This window comes from Mesorhizobium sp. L2C084A000, from assembly GCF_000502875.1.
Lineage (GTDB): Bacteria > Pseudomonadota > Alphaproteobacteria > Rhizobiales > Rhizobiaceae > Mesorhizobium.
In genome coordinates, this window is the sequence record NZ_AYWX01000010.1 from 91,961 (window position 1) to 109,803 (window position 17,843).

General features: G+C 63.3%; 16 protein-coding genes and 1 pseudogene. 12 read left to right on the forward strand and 5 right to left on the reverse strand.

The window, feature by feature from the left end; translation table 11 throughout:
- The first annotated feature begins 51 nt into the window (after positions 1-51).
- The 4 genes from X735_RS144985 (at position 52) to X735_RS144970 (ending at position 3,843) form a co-directional block, all read left to right on the forward strand.
- Positions 52-306 carry a GlsB/YeaQ/YmgE family stress response membrane protein gene (locus X735_RS144985; RefSeq protein WP_013529551.1) on the forward strand — a complete coding sequence of 85 codons (255 nt, stop codon included), beginning with the start codon at positions 52-54 and terminating at the stop codon, positions 304-306.
- Between the two features lie 25 nt (positions 307-331).
- Positions 332-478, forward strand: coding sequence for a hypothetical protein (locus tag X735_RS1000000167780; RefSeq protein ID WP_013529552.1), 147 nt, complete (start codon positions 332-334; stop codon positions 476-478).
- A gap of 18 nt (positions 479-496) precedes the next feature.
- Positions 497-1,411, forward strand: coding sequence for a hypothetical protein (locus X735_RS144975; protein WP_023812507.1), 915 nt, complete (start codon positions 497-499; stop codon positions 1,409-1,411).
- A 170-nt stretch (positions 1,412-1,581) separates the two neighbouring features.
- Positions 1,582-3,843, forward strand: a complete 2,262-nt coding sequence (locus X735_RS144970; protein WP_023812508.1) for a transglycosylase domain-containing protein — start codon at positions 1,582-1,584, stop codon at positions 3,841-3,843.
- 9 nt (positions 3,844-3,852) lie between these two features.
- Here the strand turns inward: X735_RS144970 and X735_RS144965 are convergent, their stop codons facing one another.
- Positions 3,853-4,215, reverse strand: a complete 363-nt coding sequence (locus X735_RS144965) for a nuclear transport factor 2 family protein (protein ID WP_023812509.1) — start codon at positions 4,213-4,215, stop codon at positions 3,853-3,855.
- Positions 4,216-4,379: 164 nt separating this feature from the next.
- Between X735_RS144965 and X735_RS144960 the strand changes: the two genes are divergently transcribed.
- Complete coding sequence (locus X735_RS144960; protein WP_023812510.1) at positions 4,380-5,132, forward strand: SDR family oxidoreductase; 753 nt, start codon at positions 4,380-4,382, stop codon at positions 5,130-5,132.
- 13 nt (positions 5,133-5,145) lie between these two features.
- Here X735_RS144960 and X735_RS144955 read toward each other — a convergent pair whose 3' ends face one another.
- Positions 5,146-6,066, reverse strand: coding sequence for a zinc-binding dehydrogenase (locus X735_RS144955; RefSeq protein WP_023812511.1), 921 nt, complete (start codon positions 6,064-6,066; stop codon positions 5,146-5,148).
- Positions 6,067-6,264: 198 nt separating this feature from the next.
- On the opposite strand from X735_RS144955, the gene X735_RS144950 reads away from it, so the two are divergent.
- Positions 6,265-7,074: a helix-turn-helix transcriptional regulator gene (locus X735_RS144950; RefSeq protein WP_023812512.1), complete on the forward strand. Its 810-nt coding sequence runs from the start codon at positions 6,265-6,267 to the stop codon at positions 7,072-7,074.
- A 70-nt stretch (positions 7,075-7,144) separates the two neighbouring features.
- Here X735_RS144950 and X735_RS01000000166065 read toward each other — a convergent pair.
- Together X735_RS01000000166065 and X735_RS144945 are read right to left on the reverse strand one after the other, a co-directional pair.
- Positions 7,145-8,952: pseudogene (locus X735_RS01000000166065) on the reverse strand (cation:proton antiporter).
- A 223-nt stretch (positions 8,953-9,175) separates the two neighbouring features.
- A complete protein-coding gene (locus X735_RS144945; RefSeq protein ID WP_023812513.1) occupies positions 9,176-9,625 on the reverse strand; it encodes a host attachment family protein in 450 nt (149 codons plus the stop codon).
- A gap of 420 nt (positions 9,626-10,045) precedes the next feature.
- Between X735_RS144945 and cysG the strand changes: the two genes are divergently transcribed.
- The 6 genes from cysG to X735_RS144915 all read left to right on the forward strand — a co-directional run bounded on the left by cysG (position 10,046) and on the right by X735_RS144915 (position 16,586).
- The gene (gene cysG / locus X735_RS144940) at positions 10,046-11,497 is read left to right on the forward strand and encodes a siroheme synthase CysG (protein ID WP_023812515.1); all 1,452 of its coding nucleotides are present in this window, start codon (positions 10,046-10,048) and stop codon (positions 11,495-11,497) included.
- Positions 11,494-11,787, forward strand: coding sequence for a DUF2849 domain-containing protein (locus tag X735_RS144935; protein WP_023812516.1), 294 nt, complete (start codon positions 11,494-11,496; stop codon positions 11,785-11,787). The genes cysG and X735_RS144935 overlap by 4 nt, the downstream gene beginning before the upstream one ends.
- A 43-nt stretch (positions 11,788-11,830) precedes the next feature.
- Entirely contained in the window at positions 11,831-13,501 is a 1,671-nt protein-coding gene (locus X735_RS144930) for a nitrite/sulfite reductase (RefSeq protein WP_023812517.1), read from the forward strand.
- Positions 13,476-14,240: a phosphoadenylyl-sulfate reductase gene (locus X735_RS144925; RefSeq protein WP_023812518.1), complete on the forward strand. Its 765-nt coding sequence runs from the start codon at positions 13,476-13,478 to the stop codon at positions 14,238-14,240. The genes X735_RS144930 and X735_RS144925 overlap by 26 nt, the downstream gene beginning before the upstream one ends.
- Positions 14,241-14,351: 111 nt before the next feature.
- Positions 14,352-14,885 (forward strand): DUF934 domain-containing protein, encoded by a 534-nt coding sequence (locus X735_RS144920; protein WP_023812519.1) that lies wholly within the window; start codon positions 14,352-14,354, stop codon positions 14,883-14,885.
- 96 nt (positions 14,886-14,981) lie between these two features.
- Positions 14,982-16,586 carry a GMC family oxidoreductase N-terminal domain-containing protein gene (locus X735_RS144915; protein WP_023812520.1) on the forward strand — a complete coding sequence of 535 codons (1,605 nt, stop codon included), beginning with the start codon at positions 14,982-14,984 and terminating at the stop codon, positions 16,584-16,586.
- A 117-nt stretch (positions 16,587-16,703) separates the two neighbouring features.
- On the opposite strand, the gene X735_RS144910 is transcribed toward X735_RS144915, so the two are convergent.
- Positions 16,704-17,726 carry a fatty acid desaturase gene (locus tag X735_RS144910; RefSeq protein WP_023812521.1) on the reverse strand — a complete coding sequence of 341 codons (1,023 nt, stop codon included), beginning with the start codon at positions 17,724-17,726 and terminating at the stop codon, positions 16,704-16,706.
- Positions 17,727-17,843 lie beyond the last annotated feature (117 nt).

Sequence of the window (17,843 nt, forward strand, 5' to 3'; positions counted from 1 at the left end):
GATTCGGAGCTTTCCGTTCCGCCGTCGTCCTCTTGCTCGGAGGAACTCTCTATGGGTGTCGAAAGCCTGCTCGTCTTCATCATCATCGGTGCCATCGCCGGCTGGCTCGCCGGTCTTATCGTTTCCGGCTTCGGCTTCGGTCTGATCGGCAACATCATTGTCGGTATCGTCGGCGCGTTCATCGCTGGCTGGCTGTTCCCGAGGATCGGATTTTCCATCGGCGGCGGCACTCTCGCCGCGATCATCCATGCCACAATCGGCGCCATCATCCTGCTGGTGCTGGTCAAGGTCCTGAAACGAGCCTGAAGCTCGACAACGCAAAGAGCGCGCCATGAAACAGAATACGCTCTATCTCGTCATTGGCGCGCTCGTCGTCGTGGTCATTGCGCTCGGCATCTACGTCTATCGCGAGCAGACCAAACCCAAAGGCGTCGAACTCAAGATCGACGACAAGGGCATTTCGATCCAGCAGAACTAAGCCATGCGGGAGCGCGACATGGTTGCTTCTGACGCCCCGGAAGGCGTCGATCAGCCTGGGATTACCGTGGCGGAATGGGAGAGGCTGAACAGGCCGCCGAGGCGCGAGGCGCTGTTGCGCTATCATTGGCGGGTGTTTCGCTTCCTGAGAGCGTCCGCGCCGGTCAGCGAATTGCAGGGGCAAGAGCAGGTATTCCGTGATGCGGTCGTCGCCACCGTGGCCTTCAACCGGCCAGACGTGATCGAATGGCAGATCCACCTGGTGCGCCGATACCTTGCCGAGCACGAGAGCTACATCGTCTTCGACAACAGCAAGAAGGACGAGGCGAGGCAAGCAATCCGCGATCTCTGCCGTCGTCAGCATGTCCCCTATGTGGCATTGCCGAGGAACAGGCTGGTCGTCAGCAGATCGCACGGCCAAGCGCTCAACTGGATCGTGCGGAATTTCTTGCCTGGGTTCGGGCCGAAGCTGTTCGGCTTCATCGATCATGACATCTTTCCGACTGAACCATTTTCGATCCGCGCCCGGATGGAGGACAAAAGCCTCTACGGCAGCGTGCGGCGCGATACGCCGACGCCAGGGGGCTGGTTCCTGTGGCCCGGCTTCTGTTTTTTCGATGGAAGCCTGTTGCGGCGGCGGCTGGATTTCGCCCCGAGCTACAAGTTTCATATGGATTCCGGCGGCGGCAACTGGCCGGTGCTCTACAGGTCGATCGATCCGGCGCTGGTTCGGTTCGCTGAAAACAAATCGCTTCGCTTCGGCGCTGGACATGATCAATCCGAGGATTTTTTCATGGTGGTCGATGGCTGGCTGCACGTGACGAACGCCTCAAACTGGAGACGACAGCAGCTTGACAGGGGCGAACACATTCTCGCGCTGTTGCGGCAAGCCGGCGGTCCCGACCAGCCGGATGTGAAGTTCGAGCCCATCTGAACGAGACACCGAACAGCGTGGTGGCAGTGACCTGCAAAGAGCAGACGCTGGCCTTTTTGGCTGCCCAACCCCCAAGGCCGGCATTCGAACACGACTTAACCCGCCCTTAAATCGCCGCATCTACTCTTCAACCCGAACGCCATAGGCATCGGGGATATCAAGCACAGCGCATGGCGAACCGCAGAGACAGTCGCATCGAACCCAGTTTCGAGGGGCCGCCGCAGGCGCGGTCCTCGGCGGGTCTTTCGGTGAACGAGGAGGATCGCGTCGTGCCGAGCAATCGCAAAGTCTCCGCAAAACGCAAGCCGGCCAAAGGGAAATCGTCGCGGGCCAAGCGCGGCAGAAGCCGGCGCGGCCTGTTCGGTGTGCTCGGCCGGCTGTTCTACTGGTGCTTCGTGTTCGCCATCTGGGGCGGCATCGCGGGGGCCGGCATCGTCATCTACTATGGCGCCAAGATGCCGGCGGCGACGACCTGGTCGATCCCCGACCGCGCCCCCAACATCAAGATCGTCTCTGCCGACGGCCAATTGCTCGCCAATCGCGGCATGAGCGGTGGCGAGGCCGTCGGCCTGCATGAAATGTCGCCCTATATCCCGGAAGCCGTGATCGCCATCGAAGATCGGCGCTTCTACTCGCATTTCGGCATCGACCCGATCGGGCTTTCTCGCGCCATGGTCACCAATGTGCTTGGCGGGCATTTCTCGCAGGGTGGCTCGACGCTGACCCAGCAATTGGCCAAGAACCTGTTCCTGACACCCGACCGCACGCTGGAGCGCAAGGTGCAGGAGGTGCTGCTGGCGCTGTGGCTGGAGCACAAGCACACCAAGGACCAGATCCTCGAAATGTACCTCAACCGGGTCTATTTCGGTTCCGGCGCCTATGGCGTCGAGGCCGCCTCGCGCCGCTATTTCGGCAAGAGCGCGCGTGACGTCACCCTGTCGGAAGCCGCATTGCTTGCCGGCCTGTTGAAGGCGCCGTCGCGGCTGTCGCCGGCACGTGATCCGAAGGCCGCCGAGGAACGCTCGCAACTGGTGCTTGCCGCCATGCGCGACGAGGGAAAGATCAGCGCCAATGAACTGACCTCGGCAATGAGCGCGCCGGCAACGCGTGCGCCGTCCTACTGGACCGGCTCGGAGAATTACGTCGCCGACACCATCATGGAAGAATTGCCCGACCTGATCGGCGACGTGCGCGGCGACATCGTCATCGACAGCACCGTCGACCTGAACCTGCAAAAGCTCGCCGAACAGTCGATCCGCAGGCTGATCGACGACAGCGGCAAGAAGCTCAACGTCAGCCAGGGCGCCCTGGTGTCGATCGACGATTCCGGCGCGGTGCGCGCCATGGTCGGCGGCTACGACTATTCGACGAGCCAGTTCGACCGTGCTTCGGAGGCACGTCGCCAGCCGGGCTCGGCGTTCAAGCCGTTCGTCTATATGGCCGCGCTCGAAGCCGGTCGCACGCCCGACAGCATCCGCAACGATGCGCCGATCAAGATCGGCAATTGGACACCCGACAATTACGGCGGCAAGTATTTCGGCAAGGTGACGCTGGCCACCGCGCTGGCCAAGTCTCTGAACTCGGTGGCCGCGCAGCTGACCATGGAGGTCGGGCCGAACGCGGTAGTCGAGGCGGCCCACCGCATGGGCATCCAGTCCGACCTGATAGCCAACACCTCGATCGCGCTCGGCACTTCGGAAGTGACGCCGCTGGAGCTGACCTCGGCCTATGTCCCATTCGCCAATGGCGGCTACAAGCCCGACATCCACTTCATCCGGCGCGTGACGACCACCGAGGGCAAAGTGCTTTACGACAGCGGCGGCGGCAGCGCGCCGCGCGTCGTCAAGCCTGAGATCGTGGGCATGATGAACTCGATGATGACGGGCACGGTTGAGATCGGCACTGCCCGGAAAGCGGCTTTCGCCTGGCCATCGGCCGGCAAGACCGGCACCAGTCAGAATTCGCGCGACGCCTGGTTCGTCGGCTACACCGCCAACCTCACCACCGGTGTGTGGTTCGGCAATGATGATGGCAGCCCGATGAAGAAGGTCACCGGCGGCGCACTGCCGGCGCAGGCCTGGCACGAGTTCATGGTTGCGGCCCACGAGGGTGTGCCGGTGCGGCCGCTGCCCGGCACCTGGAAATCGACGCCGGCCGACACAATCGTCCCCGACGAGATCCCCTCGGCGAACAACACGGCGCCGGTTCCGCCAACGTCGGTCGGCCAGCAGGCTCCGGCGCGGCCAGCAGCGCCGGTTGCCCAAGCGCCGTCCCGCGCGGCCCGTCCCGCCCAAACCGTCGATGCCGATGGCCTTTCCATGCCAGAGGATGACGGCGCCACCGCATCGATCAAGCACCCGGTGCCGCCAGGCGACGTCGGCGGTCCGCGCAAAAAGCGGCAGACCTCGATCCTCGACCTCCTTGGCGGCTGATCCGATCCGTTAATTCCGTGGTTTGGCGTTGCCCAATTTCTTGCTGTCAAAGGTCAGTTTGTCGCTGTGAATCTTGCCATCGCGGACGGTAAGGTGCTTGGCGCAGGAAAGCGCGCCGGACGACTTTGTCATCAAGTCATACATCAGCAGCGCCTGGTGATCGTCGCCGAAAGCAGCGATCATGCGCACACCGGTCACATCCTGTGAAAGTTTGGTCAGGCCCTTCAGGTAGGGGGCCTTGCCGGTCGATTGCTGCATCGGCCCATCAAAAACGACGTCGTCGGCGACATAGGATGCTGCCTTTTCGAGGTCGTGGCCTGTCCACGCCTTGGTGAAGGCCGTGGCGATGTCGAGGGGTGCTGTCTGTGTCATGGCTCTGTCCGATTGATTTGATGTGAAACCCCGCACCCTTGTCCTGCACTCCCGAACCAACGGCGAGTTGGCTTCCCGGTTCCTCCTTTGACGTGAATGGTGACATTTCGGCCTCTCGCCACCTCGGCGGCGTTCGGCTACATCTGCCGGCCGGAGACCTTGAAATGACTGAACTCGACACCAGAAAGACCATCGTGCTGACCGGCGCCAGCCGCGGCATCGGCCACGCCACCGTCAAGCGTTTTTCGCGCGAGGGCTGGCGCGTCATCACCTGCTCCAGGCAGGCTTTCGCCGAGGATTGCCCGTGGCCGGCCGGGCCGGAAGACCACATCAAGGTCGATCTCGCCGATCAGGAGGATGTCGGCATCGCCGTCTCCGAAATCCGCCACCGGCTGGAAGCGCATGGCGGCCAGTTGCATGCACTGGTCAACAATGCCGGCATTTCGCCGAAGCTCAAGGACGGCAACAGCCGCATGGATTCGATCGACACGCCGATGCATGTCTGGCGCGACGTGTTCCAGGTCAATTTCTTCGCGCCGATCATGCTGGCGCGCGGCCTGTTCAAGGAACTGGCGGCGGCCAAGGGCTCGATCGTCAACGTAACCTCGATCGCCGGAACCCGCGTGCATCCCTTCGCCGGCACGGCCTACGCCACATCGAAAGCGGCACTCGGCTCGCTGACGCGCGAGATGGCACATGATTTCGGCCCGCACGGCATCCGCGTCAATGCCATTGCGCCCGGCGAGATCGACACCGCGATCCTGTCGCCGGGCACTGACAAGATCGTCGAGACCATTCCTCTCAGGCGCCTTGGCACCACGGCGGAAGTCGCCGACATCATCTTCTTCCTGTGTTCGCAGCAGGCGTCCTACGTGACCGGCTCGGAAATCCACATCAATGGCGGTCAGCACGTGTGACAAAAGAGGGTGCTCATCCGGTTATTGTGAGAACGGCTTTGCCGCTGAAGCTGCGCTGTCGCAGTGCGTTCAGCGCTTGGGCGATGTCTGTCCACGGCACGGTCAAGGCCACGCGCGTTTCGAGCCGGCCGGCTGCGACCAGAGCGAGCAGCGAGGCGATGTCCTCGCCAATGCCTGGACCAGACGTGTAGTACGCGAAAGTCTGAAGCCTCGCCCCTTCGTGATTCGGAACGAACTGGCGAAATCCAATGGGCGTCAGTTCGCCGCTGCTCGAACCGAACATGACGATGGTCCCGCCAGGGGCGACGCGCTCGATCGCGTGAGCGAGGCTTTTGCCGCCCACCGACTCCGTGATCAGCGAGAACGGTCCCTCGGCCAGATCGATCGCTTCGACAACCTGCTCGGCTCCAAGGCCGCGGAGATCCTCGGCGTGCCGGGCGGCGGCGACAGCGGTCACGAATCCGCCCTGATGGCGGGCGAGCTGGATCTGGAAACGACCGACCGCACCGCTTGCGCCGGTGATCAAGACCTGCTGGCCGGCGAGGTCCCCGCCATGGCGTAGAGTCCTCAGCGCCGTCGTACCGGCGACCGGAAGCGTAGCTGCGGAAACGAAGCTGACGTCATCCGGCAGGACGGCGAGACGGTCGGTTGGGACTGCGATGCGTTCGGTCCAACCAGCCTCGTCGACCAACGCGACAACCCGGGCGCCGACGGTTGGCCCGGAACCATCGGCTGCTCTTCGTTCGACAATCCCCGCAATGTCCTGGCCGGGTATCCAACCCTTGGGGCGTATGGCAAGCAGGCGCAGTTCGCCGCGATTCAACGAAGTCGCGTGGACCGAGACAAGTGCTTCATTCGAGGCCGGTTGAGGCTCGGCGACGTCGGCGAGCCTCAACCCGGTCGCGTTTTCTGGAGAGATGACCAGGGCAAGCATGGGCGTACCTTGTTGCTGGCTTGTCGGTGCCAGCTTGCGTTGGAAAGCACTGCAAGCTGAGTACCCACGTAGGTAGCGGGCCATACCGCCGGGGGCGCGCAGCGTCACGAGATCAACCCTGCGCGAACCGAAGCCTATCGACTTTCGCGGTTAAAGAATTTAGCTATCGTGGCGTTTCATCGCTAATAACAGTCAATCATGAGACAGCCCCTCAGCTACCCCTGGCTCGATCTCGATGTGGATGACCCAGCCGCGCTGGCGATTGCCGTGCGCGTCGACATCCCCGACACCCGAGCGGAAGTCCCCGCCCATCGGCACCGCAAAGGCCAGCTCGTCTTCGCGCTCGGCGGCGGCGTCACATGCCGCGTTCCAAGCGGTCTATGGATGGTGCCGCCGCATTGCGGGGTGTGGATCCCCGGCGGCATGGAGCACAGCAATGTCGCAACCGCCAACGCCCGGATTTTTTTCGTCTACATAGAGCCGGGCGCCGCCGACCTGCCGGAGCGGTGCTGCACACTTTCGATCTCGCCACTGCTGCGCGAATTGATCATCGAGCTTTCCGATCGGCTGCAGGACGACGAGGCGAGGGGCGAGCTCTTGACCAAGATACTGCTCACCGAGTTGCCACGCATGCCTGTCCAGCAATTGCACCTGCCGATCTCATCCGAGCCGCGCTTGAACAGGATCGCCGAAGCGTTGGCGCAGGACCCCGCCGACCGCAGCACACTGGCGGAATGGGCCAATCGCGTCGCGCTCAGCGAAAGCAGCCTCGCCCGCCTTGTGACAAAGGAGACAGGGCTGAGTTTCGGGCGCTGGCGCCAGCAATTGCACTTGATCGTTGCAATTCGGGAACTGGCTTCCGGCAAGAGTGTCCAGCAGGTCTCGGGCGATCTCGGCTATGGTTCCGTTACGGCCTTCATCACCATGTTCAAGAAGGCGCTTGGGAAGCCGCCGGCCAAATACCTCAGTGGTATCGCGCAAAATGGCGGCTCTGCATTCGTGGCGTGATGCTCGCTTGAAAGGGTGGTCGAGCCGATCACGGTGCCAGCGTGCGAGAGTGCAGCCTGGGCTTTGGAACTCAGGCCACCGATGGCTCGGCGGTTTCGCGCCTCAACTCCGGTTTGGGACCGAGAACTTCTTCCACAATCCCGCGCGCAATCTCGCGTTCACCCATGATCACCGTATCGGCGCCCAAACCCTTGAGATGTTCGACCTCGGCGTCGGAATGGGCACGAGCGATGACGTTGATGCCAGGGTTGGCGGTGCGGGCTCGGAGCACGATCTGGCCGGCTTCGAAGGCATTGGGGATGGCAAGGATCAGCCGGCTGGCGCCTTCGGGATTGGCGGCGGCGAACACTTCGGCATTGGCCGCATTGCCGGCGACGGTCTCGATGCTGTCCGCTTTCAATTTCGCCAGCGTCTTGTCGGCGTCCTCGATGACCAGGAAGGGCATTGCCGCGTCTTTCAGCGCCGAGCCGACCAGGCCACCGACACGGCCGTAGCCGATCAGGATAGCATGGCCGGTGAGTGCCGNGTGAGTGCCGTCTTTGGAGGCGGGCCGTCCTCCTTTTTCGTCGTTGCCGCGACAGAGGCTACCTGGCCCGGCTCCGTCGCCGGACCAACCGGTTTTGCCTCGACCGGTGGTGCCGTCCTGGCGGCGCGCCGTTCCAGCCACGGCTTCATCCAGTCGATGGCCAGGAACATCAGCGGGTTGAGGACAATCGACAGGATCGCACCGGCCAGAATGAGGTCGCGGCCCTGTTCCGGCAGCAGCTTCAGCCCGACGCCGAGTTCAGCCAGAATGAAGGAGAATTCGCCGATCTGGGCAAGGCTTGCCGAAATTATCAGCGCCGTGGCGATGGGATAGCCGAAGGCGACAACGATGGCGAATGCGGCCAGTGATTTGCCAATGACGATGATGGCCAGCGTCGCCAGGATCGGCCAGCCATTGCTGATCAGGCTGAACGGGTCGAACAGCATGCCGACCGAGACGAAGAACAGCACGGAGAAGGCATCGCGCAGCGGCAGCGATTCCTCGGCGGCGCGGTGGCTGAGCTCGGACTCGCTCATGATCATGCCGGCGAAGAAGGCGCCCAGCGCCAGCGAGACACCGAATAGTTTTGCCGCACCGAAGGCGACGCCGAGCGCGATGGCCAAAACCGCCAGCCGGAACAGTTCGCGCGAGCCGGTATGGGCGACGTAATGCAGGATCCAGGGAATGACCCGGCGGCCGACCACCAGCATGACGATCACGAAAGCGGCGACCTTGGCCAGCGTGATGCCGACGACGCCCCAGATGCCGTAGCTGGCCGGCAGCGACAGCAGGCCGCTCGCATGGGCGTCAGCCTGCTCCTGACCGCCGAGCACGCCGGCCAGCGCCGGCAGCAGCACCAGCGCCAGCACCATGGCCAGATCCTCGACGATCAGCCAGCCGACGGCGATGCGGCCGCGCTCGGTCTCGATCATCCGCCGTTCCTGCAGGGCACGCAGCAGCACCACGGTCGAGGCCACCGACAGCGCCAGGCCGAACACCAGCCCCGCGCCCATCGACCAGCCAAGCATCCAGGCAAGACCGGCGCCAAGTGCGGTGGCAAAGCCGATCTGGACGATGGCGCCCGGCACGGCGATGGCACGCACCGACAGCAGATCCTTGAGCGAGAAGTGCAGCCCGACGCCGAACATCAGGAGGATGACGCCGATTTCGGCCAGTTCGTTGGCAAGGCCGGCATCGGCGACGAAGCCAGGCGTGTTCGGCCCGACCAGCACGCCGGCTACGAGATAGCCGACCAGCGGCGGAATGCGGAAGCGATTGGCGAGAGCCCCGAAGACGAAAGCCAGCCCCAGACCGGCGACGATGGTGGCGATAAGGGGCGTGTCATGCGGCATTGTCTATGGAGCGCCTTTCAAAAACAGCGATGTTGGATGAGCGCCGCCCAAAGCCGCCGCCTGTTTGCAATATGGTGGATGGTATGTCGGCGATGCAACCCGCAAAGCCATGAAATCGACGGCGCTGCCGCAAATATTTGACCGGCAGCCGAGAAAGCTGCCGGTCAAATCGGAATTTGTGCGGTGCTATTCGTCTCGATCGGTCAGGGCCGATCGACAATGATCAGGCTGCCTGCAGCAAGGCCTCGATTTCCGGTATGGCATGGTTGGTCAATGTCTTGGGAATTTCGGCGGTCACCTTGTCCCCGACCTCCTTATGCAGCTTTTTGCGCATTGTCCCAAGCACCACCGGCGGTGCGACGAGCACGATCTCGCTGAATTCGCCGTCATGCGCGAGCTTGTAGAGCCGGGCGGCGATTTCATCGGCGAAACGCTCCTTGCCGATGCGGTGCCAGTCCGTATCCTCGACTGCGCTGCGGTGTACGGAGGGACCATCATTGTATCGGCCCGGGCTGTCACTGCCTTGCTCGCGGGTGGGCGGGTTGTCCTGCTGCATTTCCTGCACCACCTCGAGATTCGGATATTTGTTGTCGCCGGCGTTTCGGAGGAAAAGCGCCTTCTCGCCATCGGCCACCATGACCCAGATACCGTGCTTGAGTATGATTGTGTTCATGATGACAGGCTCCTTTTCAGCCGCGTGGTGGCCTTTCGTGGCGTTCCGCAGCCGGGGTTTCGATCCGATATGACAGGCCTTTTGAGAACGCGCCCCGAGCCACTAATGTTCCAGTCGGCAGCCGCGTCGGCGTTGGACATTCTGGCTATCCAGAGTTCGCGGCTTTAATCTACTAATTTGGTAGAATTTAGAAAAAACGGTTTTGCGGCTTTTCTCCCCGGGCGCTAAAAGACCCGGAAAACAAGGCCTGCGACAGCAGCTTGAATCCGCTCCATCTGTAAACGAGAAATATTTTTCTCTTGGCCGGGATGCTTTCAGAAAAGCAATTGCATCCCGATAAGGGATGCGCGAGTGCGTTCCTTCTGGTTTCTCGCGCCCGCGCGTAGAACTGCAAGCTCATTCAGGATTCCGCTCGCGTCCATGTCGCACACTGCTCCCAAGCTCAATGCCTTCCCCGTGTTCATGCGGGTCGAGGGCGAAGCTGTGGCCATCGTTGGCGGCGGCGAAGAGGCGCTGGCCAAGGCGCGGCTGATCGGACAGTCGAGTGCGGTCCTGCGGATTATCGCGGAACACGCCGAGCCTGACCTGCTCGCCTTCGTCGCCCAGGCCGGCGCGAGCCATTTTGCCGCCGCTTACGACGCATCGCAGCTCGAAGGCGCGATCATGGTGTTTGCCGCCAGCGGCGACGAGGAACTCGACCGTCGGGTGGCTGCGGATGCGCGCCGCCTAAGCATTCCGGTCAATGCCGTCGATCGGCCTGAGCTTTGCGATTTCTTCACCCCGGCGCTGGTCAACCGCGCGCCAGTCGCCATCGCCATCGGCACCGAAGGCGCCGGGCCGGTGCTTGCGCAGATGCTGCGCGGCCGCATCGACCGTATGCTGTCGCCGTCGCTCGGGCCGCTGGCAACGCTTGCCGCTTCGTTTCGCGGGGCTGCCGAGAAGCTGCTGCCGAGAGGCAATGCCCGGCGCCGCTTCTGGAATGATTTCTTCACTGGTGCTCCTGCACGCGCGGCTGAAATCGGTCAGCTTTCGCAGGCGCATGATGCTGCCGTCGATCTCCTGCTTTCGAATGCGCCGGCTCGCGGCCACATCGCGCTGGTCGGTGCCGGTCCGGGCGCCGAGGATCTTCTGACCTTGCGCGCACACCGCCTGCTGATGGAAGCCGATGTCATCGTCCATGACGCGCTGGTGCCGGAGGCGGTGGTTGCCATGGGTCGCCGCGATGCCGAGCGTCTGCCGGTCGGAAAGCGCAAGGGCTGTCACACCAAGAGCCAGGCTGAGATCAATGCGCTGCTGGTCGAGCTTGGCCGTGAAGGCAAGCGTGTCGTGCGGCTGAAGTCAGGCGATCCGCTGGTGTTCGGCCGGGCCGGCGAAGAGATGGCGGCACTTCGCGATGCCGGCATCGCCTATGAGGTGGTTCCGGGCGTCACCGCGGCCTTTGCCGCCGCCGCCGATTTCGAACTGCCGCTGACCTTGCGCGGTGTCTCCTCGTCGATGGTGTTCACCACCGGCCACGACCTCAAGGGCAATTCGCTGCCCGACTGGGCCAAGCTCGCCATTTCCGGCGCCACCGTCGCCGTTTATATGGGCCGCTCGGTGGCCGCCGAGGTTGCCGGACGGCTGATCGAGGCGGGTCTGTCGCCAGATACGGCGGTGGCCGTGGTCGAGAATGCCAGCCTCGCCAACCGGCGTCGCTTCCACGGCACGCTTGCCGACCTGCCGTCGCTGGAAACGCGCGCCGATCTTTCCGGCCCGGTCATGACCATCATCGGCGATGCGGTCGCCGGCGCCAACTTTGAACGGTCCGAGCCGCTGGCGGCACACAGGCATGAAGGCGCGTCCAGTTCGGTCGCCGAAGGAGTTCAGCAATGAAGATACTGACCGCCAACCGCCTCACCGACGGTATTGCCGTCTGGTACGCCGATGGCGGCTGGGCCGAGACGGTGGACCATGCCGACCTCGCCCATGACAAGGCAGCCGAGGACAGGCTCGAGGCGACCGGCGCCAAGGCCTATGCCGCCAACGAAGTGGTCGACGTCAATTTGATCGACGCTGAAGTCGTCAACGGCGTCGTCCAACCGGTGCGGCTGCGCGAGAAGATCCGCGCCGCCGGCCCGACCATTCGCAACGATCTCGGCAAGCAGGCTGCGCGGGCAGCATAACCAAGACACCAGGCATGGGCGGACGCGCCCTGAAAGACCAAGCATGTACCGTTACGATGAGTTCGACCACGATTTTGTCCAGGCCCGCGTTGCCGAGTTCAGCGACCAGGTGCAGCGTCGTCTTGCCGGCGAGATCACCGAGGACCAGTTCCGGCCATTGAGGCTGATGAACGGCGTCTATCTTCAACTGCATGCTTACATGCTGCGCATCGCGGTGCCGTACGGCACGCTGAACGGCAAGCAGTTGCGCATGCTTGGCCACATCGCCCGCAAATACGACAAGGGCTACGGCCATTTCACCACGCGCCAGAACATCCAGTTCAACTGGCCGGCGCTGTCTGACATTCCGGCGATCCTGGCGGATCTCGCGAGCGTTGAGATGCATGCCATCCAGACCAGCGGCAATTGCATCCGCAACGTCACCGCAGACCACTTCGCCGGCGCTGCCGCCGACGAAGTCGCCGATCCGCGTCCCTACGCGGAAATCCTGCGCCAGTGGTCGTCGGTGCATCCGGAATTCTCGTTCCTGCCGCGCAAGTTCAAGATCGCGGTGACGGGCGCCGAGCGCGACCGCGCCGCCATTCAGACCCACGACATCGGCCTGCACCTGAAGAAGAACGCCGCCGGCGAACTCGGTTTTGCCGTCTATATCGGCGGCGGCCAGGGCCGCACGCCGATGGTTGCCCGGAAAATCCGCGACTTCCTGCCGGAAGCCGATCTTTTGTCTTACTGCACGGCGATCCTGCGCGTTTACAACCTCTATGGCCGCCGGGACAACAAGTACAAGGCGCGCATCAAGATCCTCGTCCATGAGACCGGCGTCGAGGAGATCACCCGTCAGGTCGAGGCCGAGTGGCTGGAGTTGAAGGACGCCGAGCTGAAGCTGCCGGAAGCCGACATCCGCGCGATCGAGGCCTATTTCGCGCCACCGGTGCTCGCTGGGCGGCCGGAAGGCGACCAGGCGGTCAAGCTGGCGCGGCTCGATTCCAAGGGGTTTTCGGAGTGGCTCGACCAGAACGTCGTGACGCACCGCCATCCCGACTATGCGGCGGTGACGATCTCGCTGAAGGGCATCGGCGAGGTGCCCGGCGACGCTTCGGACAGCCAGATGGAAGCGATCGCCGACATCGCCGAGAAATATGGCTTTGACGAGCTGCGTGTCAGCCATGAGCAGAACCTGATCCTGCCGCATGTGGCCCGCGCCGACCTCAAGGCAGTCTATGATGCGCTGGTCGGCATCGGTCTGGCGACAGCCAACTCCAACCTGATATCGGACATCATCGCTTGCCCGGGCCTCGATTATTGCGCGCTGGCCACGGCGCGCTCGATCCCGATCGCGCAGGAAATCTCGCAACGCTTCGCCTCGCTGGAACGGCAGCGCGAGATCGGCGAACTGAAGCTGAAGATCTCCGGCTGCATCAACGCCTGCGGTCATCACCATGTCGGCCACATCGGCATCCTCGGCGTCGAGAAGAAGGGCTCCGAACTCTATCAGGTGACGCTGGGCGGCTCGGCAGACGAGAACACCTCGGTCGGCGAGATCATCGGCCGCGGCTTCTCGTCGGAAGAGATCACCGACGCCATCGAACAGATCGTCGAGACCTATCTCGGCCTTCGGCTCGACCCACAAGAGAAATTCATCGACGCCTACCGCCGAGTCGGTCCCGCGCCGTTCAAGGAGGCGCTCTATGCTGGCGAAGCCAAGGCCGCTTGACCGTATTGGAGACGTCGATGACGGCATCGCCGCCAAAGCGGCGGGGCTCGATGCGCTCTACGGTCATCTGAAGCCGCTCGAGATCATCGAACGCTCGGCCCGCGAACTGTTCCTTGACGAGATCGCTGCGGTGTCGTCGTTCGGCGCGGATTCGGCTGTGCTGCTGCACATGATCGCCAAGATCGACCGGACACTGCCGGTCATCTTCCTCGACACCGGCAAGCATTTCGAGGAGACGCTCGGCTATCGCGACGCGCTCGCCGCCGATTTCGGGCTGACCAACATAAGGGTGATCAAACCCGAGGAAGCAGCACTCGAACGGATCGATCCGACGGGCAATCTGCATCAGAGCAACACCGACGCCTGCTGCGACGTGCGCAAGGTGGAGCCGCTGGCGCGCGGTGTCGCGCCATTTCGAGCCTGGCTCACCGGCCGCAAGCGTTTCCAGGCCGCGACGCGGGCAGCGCTGCCGGTGTTCGAGGCGGTCGGTCCACGCATCCGCATCAATCCGCTGGCGCATTGGACGACATCGGACCAGGCCGACTATATGCGCGCGCATGCGCTGCGCGAAAATCCACTGGTCGCCTATGGCTATCTGTCGATCGGCTGCTTCCCGTGCACGCAGCCGGTGCAGCCGGGCGAGGACGCGCGCAGCGGCCGCTGGGCCGGTCATGCCAAGACCGAGTGCGGCATTCACCTGTCGGGGCTGGAGAAGTCGCTGACCGACGCATCACTATAGGGTATGCTGAAATTCAGCCGGCCTGCAAACGGCGACCTTCGTCCGGAGACCGCCGGCTTTGCGTGGGATGGACTTTCAGCGGACCTGGATCTTGGGGCTTTAGGAATCTTTATGACTGGACCGACGACACCGGAGACCCGACTCTGGACCACTGCGGGTTTTCACGAGGATGAGTGGACGCATGCCGAAAGCGCCGATGCGCTGTCCGGCAACGGCCGCTTCATCCTGCCGTTGCAAGCCTTCCTCGATCTCGATCCGGAGGTACGCCGCTCGGCCAAGGAACGGCTCGGCGTCGTGCTGCAGCCGGGTGATCAGCTCGAGAAGATTGCCGACCTGCTCGACCAGCTGTCGCTGGTGGCATTGGCCTTCCCGGCCTTCAGCGACGGCCGCTCGTTCTCCAAGGGAGAACTGCTGCGCGGCCGCTACCATTTCGAAGGTGCCGTTCGCGCCACGGGCCAGGTGCTGGTGGACCAGCTGCCGCATATGCTGCGGCTGGGCTTCGACGAGTTCGAGATTTCCAATCCGGTGCTGTTGAAGCGCCTGGAGGAGGACCGTACCGGCGGATTGGGGCTCTACTACCAGCCAGCCGCCGTGCCGGAACCAAAAGGCCCGAAATACTCCTGGCGGCGCGTTCGCAGCAGCTGACGTTGCGGTAATTCCGCGCGTCTTTACATCAGTCGTGTTCAGGCCTTTTCTTGATCATCCGGATGGAAATCCGTGGACGATCGGGGAGGGGTCTTCATGCGTTACGACTATGTCATAGCCGGCGGTGGGTCCGCCGGCTGTGCGCTTGCCGCGCGGCTTTCGGAAGATCCATCGAAAACGGTCTGCCTGATCGAAGCTGGCGGCGAGGGCAGGGATATGCTGATCCGCGCTCCTGCTGGCATTATCAGCATGCTTTCCGGCCGGCCCAGAATCAACAACTGGGCCTTCGAGACCGTGCCGCAGCAAGGTCTTGGCGGCCGCAAGGGCTACCAGCCGCGCGGCAAGGCGCTGGGCGGCTCCAGCGCAATCAATGCAATGCTCTATGTCAGGGGCCATCGCAGCGACTATGACGAATGGGCAAATCTAGGCTGCGAGGGCTGGTCGTGGGATGAGGTGCTGCCCTATTTCCGGCGCGCCGAGGGCAATGAGCGCGGCACTGATGCGTTGCATGGCGGGGACGGCCCGCTGAAAGTGTCGAACCAGCGCTCGCCGAGGCCGATCGCCAAGGCCTTCATAGAGGCTTGTGGCGAAAACCAGATTCGCGCCTCGGACGATTTCAACGGACCGGAACAAGAGGGCGCCGGCTATTTCCAGGTGACCCAGTTTGCCGGTGGCGCCCGTAATGGCGAGCGCTGTTCGACTGCCGCCGCCTATCTCCATCCGGTGATGCAGCGGACCAATCTGACCGTGGTCACGCGGGCGCACGCCACAGGCATCGTCCTTGACGGCAAGCGCGCCACCGGCATCCGCTACCGGACACGCAAAGGCGAGACAGTGGCACAGGCGTCGCGCGAGGTGATCCTCTGTGGCGGTGCCTTCGGTTCGCCGCAGCTTCTGTTGCTATCGGGTATCGGCCCGGCGGCCGAACTTGCCGTGCATGGCATTCCCGTCGTCCACGAATTGCCGGGCGTCGGCAAGAACCTGCAGGATCACCTCGATTTCATCGTCGGCTGGAGATCGAAGGACACCGATATGCTTGGCATGAGCCCGCGCGGCGCGTTGGGTTTCCTCAGGCACATCGCGCAGTGGCGCCGGGATGGAACCGGGCTGATCGCCTCGCCGGCGGCCGAGAGCGGCGCTTTCGTCAAATCCGACCCGGCGCTTGAACGCCCTGACCTGCAGCTGCAATTCGTCATCGGCCTGGTCGAAAACCATGCGCGCACGCTGCACTACGGCTTCGGTTTTTCCTGTCATGTCTGCATATTGCGGCCGCACTCACGTGGCGAGGTTGGGCTGGCCAGCGCCGATCCATTTGCCGCGCCACGCATCGATCCGCGCTTTCTCGGCGACCAGCGCGATGCGGAACTGCTGCTGAAAGGCGTGAGGATCACCCGGCAGGTGCTGGCTTCGCCGGCGCTGACGCGCTACCGGCACAAGGAAATGCACATCGCCGGCGAGCCGAGCGATGCCGATCTGATGACCCATATCCGTACCCGCGCCGACACGGTCTATCACCCGGTCGGCTCCTGTCGGATGGGGGTCGACGAGATGGCGGTGGTCGATCCGCAACTCAAGGTGCGCGGGCTTGAAGCCTTGCGTGTCGTGGACGCCTCGGTGATGCCGACACTGATTGGTGGCAACACCAATGCCCCAACCATCATGATCGCCGAAAAGGCCGCCGACATGATCAGGGCTGCCTGATCGGAGCTCCAGGCCGCGGCGCCCATAGCGCGGCGGTCCTTTTGTTATGACGCAATTGCCCAGGGAAAACGTTACGCGCTTTCCCTGGGAAACCGTTCAAACTTCTCCTGGAATTGCTTAAGCCGCCGCCCGTGCCTCGCGGAACGACACCAGCTTGCGGCGGTTTTCGTCCCACAATGCCAATTTGACGCAGCGCAAGCTTTCGAGCAGCGTGACACGGCCGATGTCGCGCAACTCGGGATAATCCCGCAGCACTTCCTGCAACCGGTAGCACGGCACCTTGGCGGAGAGATGATGGACGTGATGGACACCGATGTTCCCGGTGAGCCAGTTCAGCACCGGCGGTAGATCGTAATAGGACGATCCGTGCAGGGCAGCGTGCTGGAATTCCCAGTCGGCATCCTTCGCCCATTCCGTTTCCTCGAACTGGTGCTGGACGTAGAACAGCCAGATGCCGGCCGAACCGGCGAGGATGACGATCGGCAGGTGGACCACCAGGAAAGCGCCTGGGCCGACGAACCAGATGAGGATGGCTGCCGCGACCGCGATGCCAAGATTGGTGGTCATCGACGACACCCAAGGGGTCAGGCCGCCGCGCATCATGCCGACGGGGAGCCTTTGCTCGAAGATGAACAGCCAGATCGGACCGAGCCCGAACATCACCAGCGGGTGGCGATAGAGACGGTAGGCGAGGCGGCCTCGCCACGACATCTGCCGGTATTCTGCAACGGTCAGCGTCCGGATGTCGCCCATGCCGCGTTCGTCAAGATTGCCGGCGCTGGCGTGGTGCGTCGCGTGGGCACGCCGCCAGCAATCGTAGGGCGTCAGCGTCAGGATGCCGAGCGCGCGGCCAATCCAGTCGTCGGCGTAGCGATTGGCGAAGAAGGAGCCGTGGCCGCAGTCGTGCTGGATCATGAAGATGCGCACCAGAAACCCGGCCGCGGGAAGGATGAGGACCAGTCCCCACCAATGGCCATAGGCATAGGCCGCCGAGGACAGTCCCCAGAGTATGGCGAATGGAATGAGGGTGATGGCGAGTTCGACGGCGCTGCGCCGCCTGTCGGGCTTCTTGTAGCGGGCGAGAATCTTCAGCCAGGCGCGCTTGCTGTTGGCCACCGCCTCAGGGGAAATCATGTTCATCAGGAAGCATAGGCGCGGTGCCTCGCCGCCGCAAGGCAACATCACGCAAAATTACTGTGCGTAATTGTCGCGTGGCTTGGCGGTCGAGCCAGCCAACCGCCAGCTCAACCTGCTGAT